Origin of the sequence: Pseudomonas sp. 9.2(2024) (assembly GCF_039695385.1) — a bacterium.
In the GTDB taxonomy this organism is placed as follows: Bacteria; Pseudomonadota; Gammaproteobacteria; order Pseudomonadales; family Pseudomonadaceae; genus Aquipseudomonas; species Aquipseudomonas paraglycinae.
The window spans coordinates 3,230,811-3,250,376 of record NZ_CP155585.1; the positions used below are offsets into that span (position 1 = coordinate 3,230,811).

At 59.7% G+C, this 19,566-nt stretch carries 20 protein-coding genes and 1 pseudogene; 10 read left to right on the top strand and 11 right to left on the bottom strand.

The features are described 5' to 3' along the window. Positions 1–78: 78 nt before the first annotated feature. Positions 79–1,713, bottom strand: a complete 1,635-nt coding sequence (locus ABFB52_RS14475) for a methyl-accepting chemotaxis protein (protein WP_129972764.1) — start codon at positions 1,711–1,713, stop codon at positions 79–81. A gap of 303 nt (positions 1,714–2,016) precedes the next feature. Between ABFB52_RS14475 and ABFB52_RS14480 the strand changes: the two genes are divergently transcribed. Continuing rightward, on the top strand, positions 2,017–2,847 hold the full coding sequence (locus tag ABFB52_RS14480; protein WP_085745775.1) for an undecaprenyl-diphosphate phosphatase: 831 nt from the start codon (positions 2,017–2,019) through the stop codon (positions 2,845–2,847). Further along, positions 2,844–3,272 (top strand): DUF1294 domain-containing protein, encoded by a 429-nt coding sequence (locus tag ABFB52_RS14485; protein WP_129972763.1) that lies wholly within the window; start codon positions 2,844–2,846, stop codon positions 3,270–3,272. Before ABFB52_RS14480 ends, ABFB52_RS14485 begins: the two co-directional genes overlap by 4 nt. On the opposite strand, the gene ABFB52_RS14490 is transcribed toward ABFB52_RS14485, so the two are convergent. Further along, positions 3,269–3,628, bottom strand: a complete 360-nt coding sequence (locus tag ABFB52_RS14490; RefSeq protein ID WP_129972762.1) for an MmcQ/YjbR family DNA-binding protein — start codon at positions 3,626–3,628, stop codon at positions 3,269–3,271. The two genes, ABFB52_RS14485 and ABFB52_RS14490, sit on opposite strands and share 4 nt — an antisense overlap. Continuing rightward, the gene (locus ABFB52_RS14495) at positions 3,625–4,533 is read right to left on the bottom strand and encodes a LysR substrate-binding domain-containing protein (RefSeq protein ID WP_102686231.1); all 909 of its coding nucleotides are present in this window, start codon (positions 4,531–4,533) and stop codon (positions 3,625–3,627) included. Before ABFB52_RS14495 ends, ABFB52_RS14490 begins: the two co-directional genes overlap by 4 nt. Before the next feature lie 127 nt (positions 4,534–4,660). Between ABFB52_RS14495 and ABFB52_RS14500 the strand changes: the two genes are divergently transcribed. Both ABFB52_RS14500 and ABFB52_RS14505 read left to right on the top strand, forming a co-directional pair. After that, positions 4,661–5,272, top strand: a complete 612-nt coding sequence (locus tag ABFB52_RS14500; RefSeq protein ID WP_102686230.1) for an FMN-dependent NADH-azoreductase — start codon at positions 4,661–4,663, stop codon at positions 5,270–5,272. A gap of 235 nt (positions 5,273–5,507) precedes the next feature. After that, a complete protein-coding gene (locus tag ABFB52_RS14505) occupies positions 5,508–6,545 on the top strand; it encodes a dienelactone hydrolase (protein ID WP_085745770.1) in 1,038 nt (345 codons plus the stop codon). 4 nt (positions 6,546–6,549) lie between these two features. On the opposite strand, the gene ABFB52_RS14510 is transcribed toward ABFB52_RS14505, so the two are convergent. Further along, positions 6,550–7,737, bottom strand: a complete 1,188-nt coding sequence (locus ABFB52_RS14510) for an MFS transporter (RefSeq protein ID WP_085745769.1) — start codon at positions 7,735–7,737, stop codon at positions 6,550–6,552. A gap of 289 nt (positions 7,738–8,026) precedes the next feature. Next, positions 8,027–9,613, bottom strand: a complete 1,587-nt coding sequence (locus ABFB52_RS14515; RefSeq protein ID WP_045121838.1) for an ABC-F family ATPase — start codon at positions 9,611–9,613, stop codon at positions 8,027–8,029. Between the two features lie 392 nt (positions 9,614–10,005). Between ABFB52_RS14515 and lpxO the strand changes: the two genes are divergently transcribed. Continuing rightward, positions 10,006–10,905: a lipid A hydroxylase LpxO gene (gene lpxO, locus ABFB52_RS14520; protein WP_102718826.1), complete on the top strand. Its 900-nt coding sequence runs from the start codon at positions 10,006–10,008 to the stop codon at positions 10,903–10,905. Positions 10,906–10,947: 42 nt separating this feature from the next. Here the strand turns inward: lpxO and ABFB52_RS14525 are convergent, their stop codons facing one another. Then, the gene (locus ABFB52_RS14525; RefSeq protein WP_129972761.1) at positions 10,948–11,808 is read right to left on the bottom strand and encodes a Ku protein; all 861 of its coding nucleotides are present in this window, start codon (positions 11,806–11,808) and stop codon (positions 10,948–10,950) included. A 194-nt stretch (positions 11,809–12,002) separates the two neighbouring features. On the opposite strand from ABFB52_RS14525, the gene ABFB52_RS14530 reads away from it, so the two are divergent. Both ABFB52_RS14530 and ABFB52_RS14535 read left to right on the top strand, forming a co-directional pair. Next, complete coding sequence (locus ABFB52_RS14530; RefSeq protein WP_102686228.1) at positions 12,003–12,344, top strand: hypothetical protein; 342 nt, start codon at positions 12,003–12,005, stop codon at positions 12,342–12,344. A gap of 50 nt (positions 12,345–12,394) precedes the next feature. Beyond that, positions 12,395–13,540 carry a PQQ-dependent sugar dehydrogenase gene (locus ABFB52_RS14535; RefSeq protein ID WP_129972760.1) on the top strand — a complete coding sequence of 382 codons (1,146 nt, stop codon included), beginning with the start codon at positions 12,395–12,397 and terminating at the stop codon, positions 13,538–13,540. A 5-nt stretch (positions 13,541–13,545) separates the two neighbouring features. Here ABFB52_RS14535 and rimI read toward each other — a convergent pair whose 3' ends face one another. After that, positions 13,546–14,649 carry a ribosomal protein S18-alanine N-acetyltransferase gene (gene rimI / locus ABFB52_RS14540; protein ID WP_129972759.1) on the bottom strand — a complete coding sequence of 368 codons (1,104 nt, stop codon included), beginning with the start codon at positions 14,647–14,649 and terminating at the stop codon, positions 13,546–13,548. Between the two features lie 92 nt (positions 14,650–14,741). Between rimI and ABFB52_RS14545 the strand changes: the two genes are divergently transcribed. Together ABFB52_RS14545 and ABFB52_RS14550 are read left to right on the top strand one after the other, a co-directional pair. Beyond that, positions 14,742–16,316, top strand: a complete 1,575-nt coding sequence (locus ABFB52_RS14545) for a RimK family protein (protein WP_085745764.1) — start codon at positions 14,742–14,744, stop codon at positions 16,314–16,316. 7 nt (positions 16,317–16,323) lie between these two features. Continuing rightward, positions 16,324–17,247, top strand: a complete 924-nt coding sequence (locus tag ABFB52_RS14550) for a magnesium transporter CorA family protein (protein WP_085683743.1) — start codon at positions 16,324–16,326, stop codon at positions 17,245–17,247. Here the strand turns inward: ABFB52_RS14550 and ABFB52_RS14555 are convergent. The 3 genes from ABFB52_RS14555 to eco form a co-directional block, all read right to left on the bottom strand. Next, positions 17,228–17,566, bottom strand: coding sequence for a DUF2834 domain-containing protein (locus tag ABFB52_RS14555; RefSeq protein ID WP_039768217.1), 339 nt, complete (start codon positions 17,564–17,566; stop codon positions 17,228–17,230). The genes ABFB52_RS14550 and ABFB52_RS14555 overlap by 20 nt on opposite strands. A gap of 90 nt (positions 17,567–17,656) precedes the next feature. Continuing rightward, positions 17,657–17,962 (bottom strand): NIPSNAP family protein, encoded by a 306-nt coding sequence (locus ABFB52_RS14560; protein ID WP_039768220.1) that lies wholly within the window; start codon positions 17,960–17,962, stop codon positions 17,657–17,659. Positions 17,963–17,982: 20 nt separating this feature from the next. After that, a complete protein-coding gene (eco, locus tag ABFB52_RS14565; RefSeq protein ID WP_129972758.1) occupies positions 17,983–18,468 on the bottom strand; it encodes a serine protease inhibitor ecotin in 486 nt (161 codons plus the stop codon). Positions 18,469–18,840: 372 nt separating this feature from the next. Between eco and ABFB52_RS14570 the strand changes: the two genes are divergently transcribed. Next, positions 18,841–19,110 (top strand): DUF1652 domain-containing protein, encoded by a 270-nt coding sequence (locus ABFB52_RS14570; protein ID WP_039768222.1) that lies wholly within the window; start codon positions 18,841–18,843, stop codon positions 19,108–19,110. On the opposite strand, the pseudogene ABFB52_RS14575 reads toward ABFB52_RS14570, so the two are convergent. Then, positions 19,107–19,504, bottom strand: a pseudogene (locus ABFB52_RS14575) (hypothetical protein). The gene ABFB52_RS14570 and the pseudogene ABFB52_RS14575 overlap by 4 nt on opposite strands. Between the last annotated feature and the right edge of the window lie 62 nt (positions 19,505–19,566).

The window sequence follows — 19,566 nt, forward strand, 5'->3', positions numbered from 1 at the left end:
AATCCTTGGGGGGAATAAAAGAGGGAGCGGATTGTACCGAAAAACAGGTGGGAAACGAGTTCCCACCTGCAAGGGCTATCAGACGCGGAACTGGCGCAGCAGCCCGTTCAGTTGTTCGCTGAGCTGGCCGAGTTTCACACTCGCCACGCTCGACTGTTCGGCCGCCAGCGCGGTGCTGTGGGACAAGCCCGCCGCCTGGGTGACGTTCTGATTGATGTCCTCGACCACGTGCGCCTGCTGCAGCGTTGCGCTGGCAATAGAGGCGTTCAGGCCGTTGAGGTTGCGCAGCGCCTGGCCGATGGCATTCAGGCTCGCACTGGCCAGGCCGGCCTGTTCTATAGTCAGTTGCGAAGCCTTGCTGCTGTCGCCGATCACCTTCACGGCGGCTTCGGAGTGGTTTTGCAGGCGTTCGATCATCGTCTGGATTTCCGCCGTGGACTTCTGCGTGCGTTGCGCCAGCAAACGCACTTCGTCGGCCACCACCGCAAAACCGCGACCCTGTTCGCCGGCGCGAGCCGCTTCAATCGCGGCGTTGAGGGCCAGCAGGTTGGTCTGCTCGGCGATCGAGCGGATCACCTCCAGCACGCTGCCGATCTGCGTGCTTTCGGTCGCCAGCGTGCGAATGACTTCGACGGCCTGATCGATGGTGCCGGACAGCTTGTCGATCTGTTGCAGGCTGCCGTCGATGTTGATCTGGCCCTGCTGGGCCTGGGCTTCGGCGTCACGCATTTCGCTGGCGGCGTGTTCGGCGTTCTTCGCTACGTCCTGCACGCCGTAGGTCACTTCGTTGACGGCGGTGGCCACCAGCTCCATTTGCTGCGACTGCTGATGGCTGCGTTGCTGGGCCTGCGCCGCGTCGTTGCCCAGATCGCTGGATGACTGGCCCAGTGCGCTGGCGGACACCTGCAAGTCACCGATCACCCGGCGCAGCTTGGCGGTGAAGGCATTGAAGTGATGGGCCAGTTGAGTGACTTCGTCCTGGCCGTGGGTGTCGAGGCTGCGAGTCAGATCGCTTTCGCCGCTGGCAATGTTGGCCATGGCGTTCACGGTTTCCTGCAACGGGCGGACGATGCTGCGCGCGATCAGGATCACCAGCAGCGCCATGATCACCGCGATGACCAGCCCGACCACCGACGCCTTGATCACCTGCCCCTGAAACTCGGCCTGCACGTCGTCGACGTACACGCCCGAACCGATGACCCAGCCCCACGGCTCGAACAGTTTCACGTAGGAGGTCTTGGCCACCGGTTCACTGGCGCCGGGTTTGGGCCAGCGATAATCGACCATGCCGGCGCCCTTGGCCTTGGCGATGGCGACCATTTCGTTGAACACCGCAAAACCGTCCGGATCCCGTATCGCCGAGAGGTTCTGGCCTTCAAGCTTTGGGTTGGTCGGGTGCATGACCATCACGGGCGTGAGGTCGTTGATCCAGAAGTAGTCGTTCTGGTCATAACGCAGGCCGCGGATCGCGGTCAGCGCCTGTTTCTGCGCCACGTCGCGGGTCAGGGTGCCTGCCGCTTCGAGGCCTTGGTAGTAGGTCAGCAAACCGCTGGCGGTCTGCACCACATGCTGGGTTTTCTGGGCCTTGGCGTGATACAGGTCATCGTGGATCTGCTTGAGCATCAACACGCCCAACGTCAGGAGCATGACCACCGCCACAATCAAGATGAGCCACAAGCGTCGGCTGATCGACACACTGCGCAAGCTGTTCATAACGCTGTCACTCCGGATTCTTTTTCTTGTAATAAACCACCGCCAGCATCCAACCACGTTTCGGTGACCGGGCATACGCGACCCAAGTCGTAGAACGCGGCAGCGCGATTACGACTTGTCTGTTAGGATTTCGGCCCCGCGCGTGAAAACCTGAATCCAAATTGATTTTTCACGGAATTTTGACTGTTTCGTGTGGATCCTGCGCGTGCGGAATCGGTACAGCTACAACCAGCTACGCTGAACGAAGTGAACGTAAAAAATACTATCGGAGCATGCCGCTGCGCATCGCTCTCTGGGGGATTGATGGATCTTTGGACGGCCTTGCAGGCACTAATTCTTGGAGTTGTAGAGGGGCTGACGGAGTTTTTGCCCATTTCCAGTACCGGACACCAGATCATTGTTGCCGACTTGCTCGATTTCGGAGGCGAGCGGGCCATGGCGTTCAACATCATCATTCAGCTCGGCGCGATTCTCGCGGTGGTCTGGGAGTTTCGACGCAAGATTCTCGACGTGGTCATCGGCTTGCCGACCCAGCCGAGTGCGCGGCGCTTCACGGTCAACCTGCTGATCGCTTTCATGCCCGCCGTGGTGTTGGGGGTGATCTTCGCCGACTTGATTCATCACTACCTGTTCAACCCGATCACCGTTGCCGCCGCGCTGGTGGTGGGCGGGATCGTGATGCTGTGGGCCGAACAGCGTCAGCATGAAGTCCATGCCGAAACGGTCGACGAGATTCGCTGGACGGATGCACTGAAGATTGGCTTCGCCCAGTGCCTGGCAATGATCCCCGGCACCTCGCGCTCTGGCTCGACCATCATCGGCGGCCTGCTGTTCGGCCTGTCGCGCAAAACCGCCACCGAGTTTTCGTTCTTCCTGGCGATGCCCACCATGGTCGGTGCGGCGGTGTACTCGGGCTACAAGTATCGCGACCTGTTCGTACCGGCAGATTTTCCGGTGTTCGCCATCGGTTTTGTCACGGCCTTCATCTTCGCCATGATCGCCGTGCGCGGTTTGCTCAAGTTTATTGGCAGCCACAGCTACGCGGCGTTCGCCTGGTATCGGATCGTCTTCGGTCTGGTGATTCTGGCGACCTGGCAGTTCGGCTGGGTCGACTGGACGGCCGCCCAGCCATGAGTGATTCCCGCGCACGTCGCCCGGAACGCGGACCTTCCGGTGGCAATGTTCAGCATCTGAAATTGAAGCTGGTGGTGCTGCTGATCGTCTGCGCGTTGCCGTTGTCCGGCTCGCTGTCGATGTGGCTGCGCGGGATTTCCCTGGTACCGCTGACGGCTTACGGGCTGGTCAGCGTGCTGGCGTTTTTCCTGTACTGGGCGGACAAACGCAAGGCGCGCGCCGACGCCTGGCGTACGCCGGAAAACATCCTCCACGCCGTGGAACTGGCCGGCGGCTGGCCTGGCGCGTTGATCGCCCAGCAGGTCTTCCGGCACAAGACGCGCAAGGTGTCGTTTCAGGTGCTGTTCTGGATGATCGTGGCGTTGCACCAGGTGTTCTGGATCGATCAGTTGTTCCTCGGTTCCAACCTGTTGGCGCTGTTCTAGAGCAACAGCCCGATCTGCACGCGCTTGGGCAGCTTGCTCACCACCAGTTGATGGGAGCGCTGCAGCAACCCTTGCAGTTCCTCGGCGCGCAGCGGGTAGGGCGGGTGCATGATGATCCATTGCGCCCGGGCGAGATACGGCGCCGGGTGAATGCCCGGTCGGTCGCAATGACCGAGAAACAGGTCCTTGTCGACCTTGAATGCCAGCGAATCACCGCGCAATCCCTGCAAGGCGAACATCTTGTTGCCGGCAATCGAAAACACCCGCACGCCACCCCATTTGTAATCTTCCCGGGCGCCGGGCAGGGCCAGGCAGAACTCTGCGACGTCCTTCTCGCTCATCTTCCCTTGTTTCATAACAGCCGTTCTCCACAGGCATTGAACGATTCGACCAGATGATCGATCCACGCGCGCACCGCCGGCATCACCCCGCGCCGATGCGGATACACCGCTTGCAGCCAGCCGCCAGGCAGTGACCAGTCCGGCAACAATTGCACCAGCGTGCCGTTATTCAACTCGGCTTCGCAATACATCATCGGCAACAGGGTGAAACCCTGGCCGGCCAGCACACACGCCTTGCGCACGATGAAATCGTCGATCCCCAGTCGTGCCTCCAGCGCCAGATCGCAACTCTTGCCATGCTGATCGAGCAGGCGCACGTGCACCATGCGGTCGGCTTCCAAAGCGCCTAACACCGGCAAGTTCTTCAAGTCTTGCGGATGATTGATTTCCACGCCTTGTATAAAGGAAGGGCTAGCCACCACCACCATTTGCGCTTGCCGCAGGCGGCGGGTCACCAGCATCGGTTCTTCATCGCCGTGCTCGCGCACGCGCAGGGCCACGTCGATGCCTTCGGTAATCAGGTCGACCCGGCGATTGATCAGGGTGACTTCCAGCTGCACCTGAGGGTATTTGCCAAGGAAATTGCTGATCACCACTGGCAGCATTTCATGGGCCAGCCCGGTAGGGCTTGAAACGCGCAGGCGTCCGCGAGGCTCGCTGGACATGCTGGCGACCGTCTCGTCGGCCATTTCCGCTTCCAGCAGCATTGCCTGACAGTGACGCAGATAGCGTTCGCCGACTGCCGTCAGCTTCAATTGGCGAGTGGTGCGTTGCAGCAAGCGTGCGCCGAGGCGTTCTTCCAGCTCGGCGATGCGCCGTGAAAGGCGTGACTTGGGAATGCCCAGCAAGCGGCCGGCGGCGGCGAATCCGCCAGCCTCGACCACTTTGGCGAAATAGTAGAGATCGTTGAGGTCTTGCATGGGGAAATCCGACTGTTCTATCAGTGGGACAAACTATCGCATTGTTGCCGTCTAATCAGCTATTGGTTTCGTCGGTAGGATTGTCTCCATTCCGTCGCCACCGGCGATTCATTCCAGGAGATTCCACATGAAACTGCTGCACATCGATTCGAGCATTCTGGGCGACAACTCCGCTTCCCGTCAGCTGAGCAGTCAAGTGACTCAAGCCTGGCAAGCCGCCGAGCCAAGCGCTGTCGTGACCTACCGCGACCTGGCCGCCGACGCCATCAGCCACTTCTCGTCGACCACTCTGGTTGCCGCCGGCACCACCGCTGAACTGCGCAACGCCGCACAACAGCACGAAGCCGAACTGAGCGCCACCACCCTGGCCGAATTCATCGCCGCCGACGCCATCGTCGTCGCTGCACCGATGTACAACTTCACCGTGCCGACCCAGCTCAAAGCCTGGATCGACCGCATTGCCGTTGCCGGCCAGACCTTCCGCTACACTGAAGCCGGCCCTGAAGGCCTGTGCGGTGGCAAGAAAGTGGTGATCGTGTCCACCGCTGGCGGCATCCACGCAGGTCAAGCTTCGGGCGTGGCGCACGAAGACTACCTGAAGCTGGTATTCGGCTTCCTCGGCATCACCGACATCGAAGTCGTGCGTGCTGAAGGCCTGGCCTATGGCGAAGAAGTGCGCAACAGCGCCATGAGCGCTGCTCAGGCGAAGATCAGCGAGCAACTGTTCGCCGCCGCGTAAGGCTTGCGTAAAGAACAGCTCCTGTTCAGGCAAACCCAAAAAAACTCTGTATTCTGGATCCGCAAGGGCCAGATACGGAGTTTTTTGTTTCCGACTGTTACATAATCTGGCCCGGGTTATGCAGTCTGATGATCAACGTCTGAGTGCAACGCCGCGCCGGATCACCGAACCTCGGAATTTCGGGCGTCGAACACAACTGATCTTTCGATTGAGTAACAACAGGGTGGGGCATCCCATGATGCGTCTTTGTGCAGCGTTACTGATTTGCCTGCTCGGCAGCCTGAATTCAGTGCACGCTGCGCCCGGGCAGCACCCACGCTGGAGCGTCGGCTATCACGAGATGACGTTCCTCGACCCGCTCGACCTGCAACCGATGCGTGCCATCGCGTTCTATCCCTCCAGCGATCGCGAACACATGAGCCTGCTCGAAGGCTATTCGGTCGAGGCCGGCGAAGACACCAAAGTCGCCATCGGCCGCTTCCCGATGCTGATGCTGTCCCACGGCAACACCGGCACGCCCTTGGCGCTGCACGATCTGGCCACGTCACTGGCACGCAAGGGCTTTGTGGTGGTGGCGGTGATTCACCCCGGCGACAACTCCAAGGATCACAGCCGCCTCGGTACGCTGAGCAACCTTTACGGCCGGCCGATCCAGATTTCCGAAGCCATTACCGCCACGTTGGGCGACCGCATGCTCGCGCCGTACGTGAATGCTGATCAGGTTGGCGTCATTGGTTATTCGGCAGGCGGCGAGACCGCGTTGATTCTGTCCGGCGCACAGCCTGATCTGGATCGTCTGCGCCGTTACTGCCAGGAACGCCCGGACGACCGCGACGCCTGCAACACCCAGGGTGAGTTGATTGTCGATCGCGACGATCTGCAACCGGTGGCCGATCCGCGCGTGCATGCGCTGCTGTTGATGGCACCGCTGAGCCTCAAGTTTGGTCGTCACACCCTCGCCGATGTGCACGTGCCGGTGCTGCTCTACAGCGGTGACGGCGACAAACTGGTGGCCTTCGACAAAAACGCCGCCGCCCTGGCGCGCAAGCTGCCGACCGCGCCCGACTTCAAATTGCTGGCCGGGGCAGGGCACTTTGTGTTCATGGCGCCGTGCACCGAAGAGCAGATCCTCGCCATGCCGGCGCTGTGCACCGATGCCGATGGCGTGGATCGCGAAGACATCCATCGCAACCTGATTTCCGAGGCCGGGCGGTTCTTCTCCCACGCTCTGGGCAGGCCGACCCGCGCGGGGATGCAGACGGCGGATCAGTAAAGGCTCAGGCCATTGCCCGACGCTTGAGCCATAACGTCAGCGCCAGTCCGGTGACGGACAGCAGTGCAGCGATCAGGAAAATCCACGAATACCCCAGATTCAACGCCACCGCGCCCATCAACGGGCCGGCAATCGCCAGTGCGAGATCGAAAAACACCGCATAGGCACTCAGCCCGGCACCACGGCTGGAGTTGGGTACCTGCTTGATCGCTTCAACGCCCAGCGCTGGATACACCAGCGACAGACCGAATCCGGCCAGGCCTGCGCCGATCAAGGCGTACGCGGTCGAGGGTGCGAGCCACAGCAGCAACAGTCCGACGGTCTCGATGGCCATGCAGGCGATGGCGGACGCAAAACCGCCAAAACGTGCGATGGCTGAAATGAACAGCAGTCGCGACAGGATGAAGCACACACCGAATACCGTCAGGCAGTACGCCGCGCCGGTCCAGCCGCGATTGAGGTAATACAGGGTGATGAAGGTGGTCAGGGTGCCGTAACCGATGGAAGCCAGGCTCAGACTGGCGCCGAACGGTGCAATGCGTCCGAATACATTCCAGAACGGCAGGCGTTCGCCGCGCACCACCGGCACCGAAGGCTTGTTGCGGATCAGCAACAGGGCGCCAGCGGCCAGTACCGAGAGCGCGATCCCGAGGCTGGTAAAGCCGTAGTCGGCCACCATCAGCACACCCAACGGCGCGCCGATGGCGATGGCGCCATAAGAGGCGATGCCGTTCCAGCCGATGGAGCGGGCGGTATGTTCCGCCCCTACCTGACCCATGCACCAACTGATGGTGCCGACGCCGATCAACCCTTGCGCGATACCGAGCAGCAAGCGTCCGGCAATCAGGATGATCAGGCTCGTCAGCGGGAAGTCCTGCAGCAACGTAGAGACAAGCGTCAACAAGCCGCTGAGTACGATCCCCGACAAGCCGTAAACAATCGCCCGTTTGGTCCCGACGGTATCCGACATGCGCCCGGCCATGGGCCGACTGAGCAGAGTGGCCAGGTATTGCGAACCGATCACCAGCCCCGCGATCACGGCACTGAAACCCAGTTGTTCGTGCACGTAACCGGGCAGCACCGCAATCGGCAGGCCGATGCAGAGGAAGGCAATAAAGGTATAGAAAACGATGGAGACGATCTGCAGGGTGATCGCCATGGAGCTTTGCGGTGGCTGTTGCTGCGCAGACATGAGAACTCGTTCGCGGGCGGCGGTGGGAGAGTCCGCATCATGGCGTGGCGCTGAAATAAAAGAAAGCAGGCTAACGATCGATTCCACGCACCACGCACTCACGTCCTCATGTTGATCGTTCCCACGCTCCGCGTGGGAATGCAGCCCGGGACGCTCTGCGTCCCATTCGAGAGCTGGAACACGGAGCCTCCCTTGAGGCATTCCCACGCAGAGCGTGGGAACGATCAGCAATGAGAAAAAAAAAGCCCTGTCACAAGGACAGGGCTTTCCGTTTACCGCTCGATTCGACTCAGAACACTACGCCTTGGCTGCGCAGGTAATCGTCGTAGGTGCCGCTGAAGTCGGTCACGCCGTTCGGGCTCAGCTCGATGATGCGGGTGGCCAGGGACGATACGAACTCACGGTCGTGGCTGACGAAGATCAGCGTGCCCGGGTAGTTTTCCAGCGCCAGGTTCAGCGCCTCGATCGATTCCATGTCCAGGTGGTTGGTCGGTTCGTCCATTACCAGTACGTTCGGCTTTTGCAGGATCAGCTTGCCGAACAGCATGCGACCTTGCTCACCACCGGAAATCACCTTCACCGACTTGAGGATCTCGTCGTTGGAGAACAGCATGCGACCGAGGGTGCCACGGATCACTTGCTCGCCCTGAGTCCACTGACCCATCCAGTCGAACAGGCTGACGTCGTCTTCGAAGTCGTGGGCGTGGTCCTGAGCGTAGTAGCCCAGCTCCGCGCTTTCGGTCCACTTCACTGTGCCTGCGTCCGGGGTCAGTTCGCCCATCAGCGTGCGCAGCAGGGTGGTCTTGCCGATACCGTTCGGGCCGATGATCGCCACGCGCTCGCCGGCTTCAACGGTGAAGCTGAAGTTCTTGAACAGGGTCTTGCCGTCGAAGCCCTTGGACATCTGCTCGATGGTCACGGCCTGGCGGTGCAGCTTCTTGGTCTGTTCGAAACGGATGAACGGGCTCACGCGGCTCGATGGCTTGACTTCGGCCAGCTGGATCTTGTCGATCTGCTTGGCACGGGAAGTGGCCTGCTTGGCTTTCGAGGCGTTGGCCGAGAAGCGGCTGACGAACGTTTGCAGTTCGGCGATCTGGGCTTTCTTCTTGGCGTTGTCCGACAGCAGTTGCTCGCGGGACTGGGTCGCCGCGGTCATGTACTCGTCGTAGTTGCCCGGGAACAGACGCAGCTCGCCGTAGTCCAGGTCGGCCATGTGGGTGCAGACGCTGTTCAGGAAGTGACGGTCGTGGGAAATGATGATCATGGTGCTGTTACGCGCCGTCAAAATCGTTTCCAGCCAGCGGATGGTGTTGATGTCCAGGTGGTTGGTCGGTTCGTCGAGCAGCAGCACTTCCGGATCGGAGAACAGTGCCTGGGCCAACAGAACACGCAGCTTCCAGCCCGGAGCCACTTCGGTCATCGGGCCGAAATGCTGTTCCAGCGGAATACCCAGACCCAGCAGCAGTTCACCGGCGCGGGATTCGGCGGTGTAGCCGTCCATCTCGGCGAACTCGGTTTCCAGCTCGGCCACGGCCATGCCGTCTTCTTCGCTCATTTCCGGCAGCGAGTAGATGCGGTCACGCTCGGCCTTGACCTTCCACAGCTCTTCGTGACCCATGATCACGGTGTCGATCACGGTGAATTCTTCGTAGGCGAACTGATCCTGGCGCAATTTACCCAGGCGAATGTTCGGCTCCAGCATGACCTGGCCACCGGACGGCTCGAGGTCGCCGCCGAGGATTTTCATGAAGGTCGACTTGCCGCAACCGTTGGCGCCGATCAGGCCGTAGCGGTTGCCGCCGTTGAATTTGACCGAAACGTTTTCAAACAGCGGCTTGGCGCCGAACTGCATGGTGATGTTAGCTGTAGAAATCAAAGGTTTTTCCTGCGAAGCGTGCTGAGTAGCGAGGGTGCAGCCGGAGCGCTTGGCCCGAGTCGAAGTGCGCTGAGGCGGGACAATCCCGTCATCAACCAAGGGGGGCGCGTAAAGTTTGGCGGCGATTGTACTGGTCTGGCTCTTTAAACGATAGGGCGGTGACATCCCGATTGCCGTTTGGCGCGATCGCGGGACAGTTTTTCACAGACGAGTGTTCACTATTGGTTACAAACTGTGGCTAAAATGCCATCCATTCACCCAATGCCTTGTCCGGCATGGGCTCAAGGATGCGCCACCGGGACGTTTTTTTTGATTTCAGACCACTGCCACAGACCTTGGGCCACAGCCCTGAAGGCGCGCAGTTTGCTCACTTCTGACGTGTGACGATTTCCGTGAAACTCATCATTGCCGCTGTATATGTCATTTCCATTGCATACGTTCATCTGCGTGGTCGCGTGCGCCACAAGCTCGGTCGACAACTTAGCGATCACTCTTCGTTTCTGGCACCGATCAACTGCTTCCTTTATCTGTTCTCGAAAAAGCCCAACACGCCGTATCTCGATCCGAAGGATTTTCCCGACCTGACTCCGTTACAGACCCACTGGGAAGAAATCCGCGAGGAAGGCCGCAATCTGCTGCGCGCCGGCGAGATCAAGCGCTCGAATCAGTACGACGACGTCGGTTTCAACTCGTTCTTCAAGACCGGCTGGAAGCGTTTCTACCTGAAGTGGTACGGCGACAGCCACCCGTCGGCACTGCAACTGTGCCCACGTACTACCGAACTGGTGCAGAGCATCGGCTCGATCAAGGCTGCGATGTTTGCAGAATTGCCGCCTGGCTCGAAACTGGTGCGTCACCGCGATCCTTACGCCGGTTCCTACCGCTATCACCTGGGCCTGGAAACGCCGAACGACGCCGGTTGCTACATCAACGTCGATGGCGAGAACTATCACTGGCGTGATGGCGAAGCGGTGATGTTCGATGAGACCTTCATTCATTACGCAGAAAACACCACCGACCAGAATCGCATCATTCTGTTTTGTGACGTCGAACGTCCGATGAAGTATCGCTGGGCAGCGGCGTTCAACGGCTGGTTCAGCCGTACCGTGATGTCGGCGGCCGGTGCACCGAACGACGCGGGTGACCGCACCGGTGGCATCAACCGATTGTTTACCAAAATCTACAAGATACGACTGCGCGGCAAAGAGCTGAAGAAGCGCAATCGCAAGCTCTATTACATGGAAAAGTGGGCGATCTTCGGCGGACTGCTGGCGATCTTTATTCTGATCTGACGCATCGGGCGACTGTTGAAAGGCAGTCGCCCGATTTCATTTTCACGACGCTCTTTTGGTCTTCTTCGCTGGTGTTGCCTTGCTGGCGGTCTTCTTCGCCGGTTTGGCCGTGGCTTTCCCGCCGAGGCTGCGCTTGAGCAGTTCGGTCAGGTCGATAACATCGGCCGATTTGCGCTCTTCCTCACCGGAAACGGTTTCAACGTCTTCGATCTTGCCTTCATGGGCCTTTTTGTCCACCAGCGCCATGATCTTGTTTTCGAACTCGTCGTTGTAGTCCTCGGGCGTCCAGTCTGCCGTCATGTCTTCCACCAGCCGCTTGGCCATGTCCAGTTCACCCTTGGCCAACTGCGGTTTGGTCACTTCGCTGCCCAGTGCCAGTTCATCAAGGCTGCGCACTTCCTGAGGCCAGCGCAGTTTCACCAGCACCAATGCCGACTCCAGGGGCATCAACGCGGCCAGATACTGACGCGTGTGTAAAACCACACGGGCGAGGGCGACCTTTTGGGTTTTGCTCAGGGTTTCACGCAGAAGGGCGTAGACCTTGCCACCGCGCTTGTCCGGGGCCAGGTAATAGGGCGTGTCGATGTTCTGCAACGGAATTTGCTCGCTGTCGACGAAGGCGAAGATGTCGATAGTCTGGGTCGAAACCGGGTGTGCCGAACGGATCTCTTCCTCGCTGAGCACCACATAGCGGCCTTTTTCGAACTGCACGCCTTTGACGATGTGCTCCTTGGTGACTTCCTTGCCGGTGACCTTGTTGACCCGTTTATAGCCGACCGGGTCCATGCTGCGGCTGTCGAGCCAGTCGAAATCGACGCCTTGGGACGAGGTCGCCGAAACCAGCGCAACGGGGATGTGCACCAGACCGAAACTGATTGCGCCTTTCCAGATTGCCCGAGCCATGGTGCTGTTCTCCGAGTGATGTTCGGGTGACCCGTGGCCCTGCGTAAAAGTTTCCGTTGTTTGCAGGGTGCGGCGGTAAACGGCAGGTCAAGCCGTGTTACATCTTGTTTAGCGGTGACGGGTTAACAAATCCGAACCCTGGGCGTAGCGTGGACTCGAAGGCTCTAATCCACGTGCATCGAAAGAGGCCGTTCATGAACCGTTTCCTGCTTGGCATTGCATTGCTCGCCCTCACTGGTGGTCTGGTTCACGCAGAGGGCGCAATCACGCATTCACCGTTGTTGCTGGCGCAAAGTCCGACCGGCAACAGCAACAACCCCTACAACAGCCCGATCCGCCGGGCCAACCCCAACAGCATGCAGGGCACCCAGCCCAGCGCTCCGCCTGTTCGCGGGCCGAACACGGTGCCCGTACCACGCCCGCCGACCCTGGAAAACCGCGGCATCGGCAATGGCCAGCCGCTGCGCTCCGTCCCGAGCACGCCACCCACCTTCATCCCCAATCCTCCAGCCCGTGACAGCGGGAGCAACCGTTGAATGGCAGAACCGCTTCTGTCAGCCCTTCACACGAACAAAAGGAATCGTGCATGTTGCGTAAAACACTTCTGGCCGGCCTGTGTGCCAGTGCACTGATCACTAGCCCGGCGTTCGCTGCCGCTCCCAAAGAGCTGCAAAGCGAGCAGGGCACCCTCGAGGTCACAACGATTACCCAAGGGCTCGAGCACCCATGGGCCTTGGCTTTCCTGCCGGATCGTCAGGGCATGCTGGTGACTGAGCGGCCCGGTAACCTGCGTGTGGTAGGCGCTGACGGCAAACTGTCCGCGCCGATCACCGGTGTGCCGGACGTCTGGGCCAAAGGGCAGGGCGGATTGCTCGACGTAGTGCTGTCACCGGATTTCAAACAGGATCGCCTCGTGTACCTGTCCTACGCCGAGGGCGGCGGTGCGGGTGACAAGGCTGGGACGGCGGTGGGGCGCGGGCGCCTGTCGGATGACCTGAAAACCCTGAAGGACTTCAACGTGATTTTCCGTCAGGAACCGAAACTGTCGGTCGGCAACCACTTCGGCTCGCGACTGGTGTTCGACCGCGACGGTTACCTGTTCATTACCCTGGGCGAAAACAACGACCGTCCGACCGCGCAGGACCTGGACAAGCTGCAAGGCAAGGTTGTGCGGATCTACCCCGACGGCAAGGTGCCGGATGACAACCCCTTTGTCGGCCAGTCCGGCGTGCGCCCGGAGATCTGGTCTTACGGCCACCGCAATCCCCAGGGCGCCGCGCTCAATCCGTGGACCGGAACCCTGTGGGAAAACGAGCACGGCCCGCGCGGCGGCGACGAGGTGAACATCATCGAGCGCGGCAAGAATTACGGCTGGCCGCTGGCGACCCACGGCATCAACTATTCCATGCAACCGATCCCGGAAGCCAAGGGCAAAACCGCAGAAGGTACGGTAGGGCCGCACCATGTCTGGGAAAAATCCCCGGGCGTCACCGGCATGGCCTTCTACGATGCCGATCGCTTCAAACCCTGGCAGCACAACGTGTTCATTGGTGCGCTGGTGACGCAGGAGCTGATCCGTTTGCAGTTCGACGGCGACAAGGTGGTGCATGAGGAACGCTTGCTGGGCGAACTGAAGCAGCGGATCCGTGATGTGCGCCAAGGGCCGGACGGTTACCTGTATGTGCTGACCGATGAGTCCGATGGTTCGCTGTACAAGGTCGGACTCAAATAAATGCGTCATGCGGGCGAGCGGGCGTAAAGCACCACCGCTGCCCGCAACTTGCCACGACCGAAGCGGCACATCTTCTCGAACTCCCCATGGCTGACCGGCGCGTGCTGGCAGTCCATGGGCTGACGATGCTGGCTGTGATCGACATCCGGGTCGTGCAGGTAGACGAAGTCTTCATCGCAGTCGGTGACGATCACCCAGTGCGGCGATTTGGACCGGGTCAGGCGATAGCTGCTGATCAGCACCAGGGGCTGACCGCCGTTGGTCAGCAATGCGGGCAAGTCCAGCGTTACGCCAATGACCTGATCGACGTCTGTGTCGTTCAGTTGCGCCATGAACTCGTCATGGACCAGGCGCATGACGTCTTTTTTATGCGCATCGCGCACGCCATCGAGAAACAGCGGCCCGCTCATGCTCAGTTGCAAACGCACTTTGAAACCCCGGCGCCAGGCTGCCAGTGCCAGACCTTGCGGGCTGCAACCGCCATGGCCAGCCGTCATGAACACCGTGGTTGCCTCGCGCCACAACTGCAATTCCTCGCGCCGCTCCAGCAAACGATCGGCCTGCAACGCACCCATGGCCATCAGCAGGCAGGCCGGGCCGCAGGTGAAGTCGGTAGTTTGTCGGTAATAGGGGACCTTGATGTTGCGTGAGTCGCGGTGCTGGAGAATGCGTTTCTCCAGACGCAGTGCGTCGGCGTGATCCTCGTAGTAGTCATGGATCAAGGCAAAGCGTCGGTAACCGTTGCGCTCGTACAGGGCGATGGCGGTGGGGTTGTCGGTGCGCACTTCCAGCCGCAGGTAGGCGCAGTCGTGATCGAGCGCACAGGTCTCGATCCGTTGCAGCAATTGCTTGCCCAGACCGCCGCCGCGCGCCTCGGGGGCAATCGCAATGGAATACAGTCGGGCCAGCGAGGTGCCGCGATGAAACAGCACCAACGCATAACCGGCGAGTTGGCCCTCACGTTCGGCCACCCACAATTGCCCGTTGGCCCGGGTGATCATCCATTGGAAACTGCGGCGGGTGAGCCGATCCGTGGTGAAACAGTGCATCTCCAGCGTGAGCAACGCTTGCAAATCTTCAACCACCGCCAGGCGAAAAACAGCATTCATATGACCACCGTAAAAGTTGCGTAACGAAACGGGACTTTCGAAAAACTTCGTGCTTAATAGAAAAGGTCTTGTTCTCCAACGGATCAATTTCTATGTCAGCGGTACAGGGTCATTGGCGCGAAGTATCCAGTCAAAATTTGCCACCGGCAACTTATTTAAAACCGCAGATCAGGACTTCCAGTCAAGTGTTGATCATCGTCGAACGCAAGGAAGACTGGGCCTCGTATTTCCCCAGCGAAGACATCCTGACGGCCCAGGAATACCTTGAACAACCACCCGACAGCGAGCCGGGAAAACGGGTGCAGGTGATCAACCTGTGCCGCAGCTACAAGTATCTGGGGCACGGTTATTACTGCTCGCTGCTGGCTGAAGCGCGCGGGCACAAGGTGATTCCTTCGGTGCGCACCATCAGCGAACTGACGCGAAAATCCCTTTACGGTCTGGCGCTGGATGACCTGGATAAAACCCTGGAAAAAGCCCTCAGTCATCATCTTTACAGCGATACCGAAGGTTTTACGCTGACACTTTATTTCGGCAAGACCCATATCGAGCCGTTGCAGGATCTGGCCCGGCAATTGTTTGAAGTATTTCCGTGCCCGATTCTGTTAGTTGAGTTTCGCAGAACTAACGGATGGCATATCGAAGGCATAAAGTCCGGTGCCTTGCACAAGTTGCGTGACGATCAGGAAGATCAGTTCGCCAATGCGCTGGACGGTTTCAGCCGCAAGATCTGGCGCGTACCGCGTTCGCCGCAAGTGGCGCGTTATGATCTGGCGATCCTGCACGATCCGCAGGAGGCGTTGCCGCCGTCCAACGCCCGCGCACTGGAAAACTTTGTGCGGGTCGGCAAGGGCATGGGCATCGATGTCGAGCTGATCGAACGCAAGGACTATGCAAGGCTGGCCGAGTACGACGGCCTGCTGATCCGCGAGACCACCAGCGTCGACAACCACACTTATCGCTTCGCCAAGAAGGCCGAAAGCGAAGGTCTGGTGGTGATGGACGACCCGACGTCGATCCTGCGCTGCACCAACAAGGTCTACCTCACCGACCTGCTCAACAGCCATCAACTGGGCATGCCGGCTACGGAAATCCTGTACAAGGAGCGACCCGAAGACTTCGAACGGGTCGGCGAGCGCCTCGGTTTTCCGCTGGTACTGAAGATCCCCGACGGATGTTTCTCCCGTGGCGTGATCAAGGTTGAGAGCCAAGAGGCTTTGCTGGAGGCCACCGCCGAGCTGTTCGAACATTCGGTGCTGTTGCTGGCCCAGGAGTTTTTCTACACCGAGTACGACTGGCGCATCGGCGTGCTCAACCGCAAACCGATCTTCGCCTGCCAGTACTTCATGTCCAAGGGCCATTGGCAGATCTACAACCACAAGGCCAAGGGCCAGGACGTCAACGGCGAATGCCGCACGCTGGCGATTCACGAAGCGCCGCGCGCGGTGGTGGAACTGGCGGTGAAGACCGCCAACCTGATCGGCGACGGCTTGTACGGTGTTGACCTGAAACAGGCCGGCGACAAGGTGGTGGTAATCGAGGTCAACGACAACCCGAACCTCGACGCCGGCATCGAAGACGCTTATTTGCAGGACGACCTGTATTCGCTGGTGCTGGAAGAATTCGTGCGGCGTCTCGAACTCAAACGCCGCGGGCAGGCCTGGTGACCGGCCGATGATCAACAGCTTTGCACTGAATCACGGCGGTTTGCAGCGGGTCGAGCGACTGGACGCCGAGGTGATGCTGTTCAGCGACCCCGACGCCGCCGAGCGCGACTTGCTGCACAGTCACTTCAAACTCGATGAACACGCGCTGGCCTCGGCGCTGGACCCGGACGAGGTGTCGCGGATCGAGTTTCACCCCGATCACTTGTTTCTGATCTGGAAACGCCCGGAAAACTATTCCGGCGGCGGCAGCCTGGCGTTCGAGGTGTCGTCCTGCGGTTTGCTGTTCTCACCGGGCCAGTTGCTGGTGATCGCCACGGACGACACGCCGCTGCACGGTGTCGGCACACGTCAGCCACTGAACACGCCGCTGGACGTGTTGCTGGATCTGCTGTTCAACAACATCCATCACTACCTCGGGCATCTGAAGGTGATCAAACTGGTCGCCCGGGAGTTGCAGCAGAAATTCAACGCCTCGATGCAAAACCAGCATCTGGTGCAGATGTTCAACCTCAGCGAAAGCCTGATCTATTACATCAACGCCCTTCACAGCAACGGCGCGGTGCTGACGCGGTTGCGCAATCACGCGGAAAAACAGCATTTCGGCAGCGAAGCCATCGGCCTGATCGACGACCTGATCATCGAAAACAACCAGTGCTACAAGCAGGCGGAAATCTATTCGACGGTGTTCTCCGGGCTGATCGACGCCCGGGGCAACCTGATGAACAACAGCATGAACAACCTGCTGCGCAAACTGACACTGATCAACGTGGTGTTCCTGCCGCTCAACCTGATTGCGAGCATCGGCGGCATGTCGGAGTTCAGCATGATGACCGCCGGGACGCCGTGGTGGGTGTCGTATCCGTTGTTTCTGGCGGCGATGCTGCTGGGGGCGGGCGGGATGCTGTTCGGGCTCAGGCGTCTGGCGAAATGACCGGTGCCGAACGCTCGCGATCCTGCAGGCCCCGGACCACCAGGTACAACAACGGCCCGACCGAAACAAATACCGCCGTCAGCAACAGATACGGCACCACCGACCAGCCCGACTGCCCACGCTTGCGCGCATCCTTGTACATCCAGATGCCGGCCAGGGTCGCCAGCAGGTAGAGGTCGATCACCACTTGCGCCGTGTCGGGCCGCGACATCAGGCTGATGCCGAAGTCGATCAGCGACTGTTCGGCCTGAAGCATCACGGAAACGGTATAGCCGCCAAAGGCGATCAAAGCGGTGAGGGGCAGGGCGATGGACATCAGGTATTCCTTCCTTGGTCAGATGAGTCGGAATTTCAAGTTGCGCAGCTATCAGCTATCAGCCGTTGGCAGTTGCCAACGGCGTTGAAGCGTTCAGGGCAGCAGTGGGCGAAGAAAACTGCGCTCGTAGCTGATGATGAACTTCTTTTCGACCAGATCGGCCACCAGTGCCGTGCTTTCCGGGTCGGTCAGAGCGATGTGGCGATAACTTTCGTAATCTGCCAGCGACGGGAAACTGAACAGGCAATACGCGATATTGCTCGCGCCTTCCGAGGGCAGGAAGTAACCATGATGCGTTCCTCCCAGCCGTTCGACGATGCCGAGCCAGGTCTTGGCGTAGGCCTCGAATGCGTCCAACTGATAGGGGTCAATGACGTATCTGACGTGGCAGGTAATCAAGGCTGCGGCTCCTTTGCAGATTATTCGGGTATTGCCACGCCAATCTTGTCCGAGGCCGACCAGATGCGGAAGCGCACTTCGACGTCCTGCGGTGCGTAAATCACGATCGGCAGCTTGCTGTTGTAGCGCACGGTGAAACCGTCACCGATCACCGGTACGAACGCGCGTTTTTTCGGGGTGCCGGGTGGGCAGGCCATCAGCGTGCTCATCGGGCCGCTGACCTTTTCCAGGCGGTAGAACGGATAACCCCAGCCTTCGAGGTTTTTCTCTTCGAGGGTGCCGCCCAGGCGCTGGCGGTTGCAGTCGACTTCGAGGGTCTTGCCAGCGAGGATTTCTACTTTGAAGTTTTCTTCCTGGGCTTGTTGCGGCAGGTGGATGACCTGACGCGTGAAGCCCGCTTCGGCCTTCGGATAAGGCGCGGTGTCTTCAAGTTTGGCTGCGTGGGTGAGGGTGGACAGGCTGGCGAGCATCAGGCCGGCCGTCGCGCGGACCGTGAAATTTCCCATTGAAGCCTCCTGGCGGGTGTACGTTGGTTGACGGGCATTCTCACTGTCACGGCCAATGAATGCAAATCGCCGATCGCTTGCAAATTGCAGTGCCTGCACGAGCGAATCTTGCATTTTGCAACTGGCCAGTGGCCTGCCTTTTTTCCAAGCCTTTGATTTGCAAGGAGGTGAATGCAAACTGATGAAAGGCACGTTTTATGCGTTGATTTGGTGCGGCGCACCGAGTCTGGGCGCCTACACTCCAATGGGCATTTCGCAGTACAGCCGCTTGTCACAACCCAGGGATTCAGCGGGGATACACCCGTGGGAAGCCGTGGCAACGGTCAACGTGAATACTTGATTGGCAGTCTCACAGTAAGGAGAGGTTTCGCCATGTTTCTGTCTGCCTTGGAACTCCGCAACATCATAGAAAGCAGCTTTCTACCGAAACGCTGCCAATGCACGCTGTCCCCGGATCTGTCGATGACCGTCAAGGTGTATGGCGATCACCAGACCGATCAGGTTGAGCTGCAGGTGAGTGGCATCGATGCCAGTCATTTGAACAGCTGTCGCGAAATCAACGGCCTGATCGCCGGGTTGCGCTCGGATCTTGCGCAACAAACGGCAACCCATCATTCAGTGCCGCGATCCCGAGTCGTCTAACCGACTGTTTCACCCAGTTCGACCGTCACGCGCCGGGCCTGCAAGAAGCCAAGGCCCAGCGCGAACTCGACCAGCACCGCGAGCAAAATCCCGGGGCCGGCGTGGCCGTTGAGCCATTCAGCAAACCCCAGCACCGCCAAGCCAAAACAGCCGACGATAAAGCCGTTGCTCAGCGCATTGCGCGCGATCGACACCGGCGCGTTGCGCACCAGATAAAACATCACCCCCAAGGCTGCAAACAGCACCGCACTGCGCCGTGCGACGAATCCGGCTGCTTCCGAATACTCGATGCTCCAGATCGCCAGTAACACTTGTGGCGCCAGGCCCATGCAAGGGAAAGCAGAAAACACAGAGAGAAGGTGAGGGTCGATAGCGTGCGAAACGACAACTGCATGGCGAATCCTTGCGGCAGTGAGGAGGGCCCCGAGCATACTCTTCGAGACCCGTGCTCGCCTA

What these genes read in the sequence shown, in the direction of transcription:
- ABFB52_RS14480 (WP_085745775.1), top strand. Translation starts at nt 2,017, where the DNA reads ATGGATCTTTGGACGGCCTTGCAGGCACTAATTCTTGGAGTTGTAGAG.
- eco (WP_129972758.1), bottom strand. Translation starts at nt 18,468, where the DNA reads ATGGGAAATTTCACGGTCCGCGCGACGGCCGGCCTGATGCTCGCCAGC.
- rimI (WP_129972759.1), bottom strand. Translation starts at nt 14,649, where the DNA reads ATGAATGCTGTTTTTCGCCTGGCGGTGGTTGAAGATTTGCAAGCGTTG.
- ABFB52_RS14535 (WP_129972760.1), top strand. Translation starts at nt 12,395, where the DNA reads ATGTTGCGTAAAACACTTCTGGCCGGCCTGTGTGCCAGTGCACTGATC.
- ABFB52_RS14525 (WP_129972761.1), bottom strand. Translation starts at nt 11,808, where the DNA reads ATGGCTCGGGCAATCTGGAAAGGCGCAATCAGTTTCGGTCTGGTGCAC.
- ABFB52_RS14570 (WP_039768222.1), top strand. Translation starts at nt 18,841, where the DNA reads ATGTTTCTGTCTGCCTTGGAACTCCGCAACATCATAGAAAGCAGCTTT.
- ABFB52_RS14545 (WP_085745764.1), top strand. Translation starts at nt 14,742, where the DNA reads ATGTCAGCGGTACAGGGTCATTGGCGCGAAGTATCCAGTCAAAATTTG.
- ABFB52_RS14490 (WP_129972762.1), bottom strand. Translation starts at nt 3,628, where the DNA reads ATGAAACAAGGGAAGATGAGCGAGAAGGACGTCGCAGAGTTCTGCCTG.
- ABFB52_RS14505 (WP_085745770.1), top strand. Translation starts at nt 5,508, where the DNA reads ATGATGCGTCTTTGTGCAGCGTTACTGATTTGCCTGCTCGGCAGCCTG.
- ABFB52_RS14510 (WP_085745769.1), bottom strand. Translation starts at nt 7,737, where the DNA reads ATGTCTGCGCAGCAACAGCCACCGCAAAGCTCCATGGCGATCACCCTG.
- ABFB52_RS14475 (WP_129972764.1), bottom strand. Translation starts at nt 1,713, where the DNA reads ATGAACAGCTTGCGCAGTGTGTCGATCAGCCGACGCTTGTGGCTCATC.
- ABFB52_RS14485 (WP_129972763.1), top strand. Translation starts at nt 2,844, where the DNA reads ATGAGTGATTCCCGCGCACGTCGCCCGGAACGCGGACCTTCCGGTGGC.
- ABFB52_RS14495 (WP_102686231.1), bottom strand. Translation starts at nt 4,533, where the DNA reads ATGCAAGACCTCAACGATCTCTACTATTTCGCCAAAGTGGTCGAGGCT.
- ABFB52_RS14530 (WP_102686228.1), top strand. Translation starts at nt 12,003, where the DNA reads ATGAACCGTTTCCTGCTTGGCATTGCATTGCTCGCCCTCACTGGTGGT.
- ABFB52_RS14500 (WP_102686230.1), top strand. Translation starts at nt 4,661, where the DNA reads ATGAAACTGCTGCACATCGATTCGAGCATTCTGGGCGACAACTCCGCT.
- ABFB52_RS14550 (WP_085683743.1), top strand. Translation starts at nt 16,324, where the DNA reads ATGATCAACAGCTTTGCACTGAATCACGGCGGTTTGCAGCGGGTCGAG.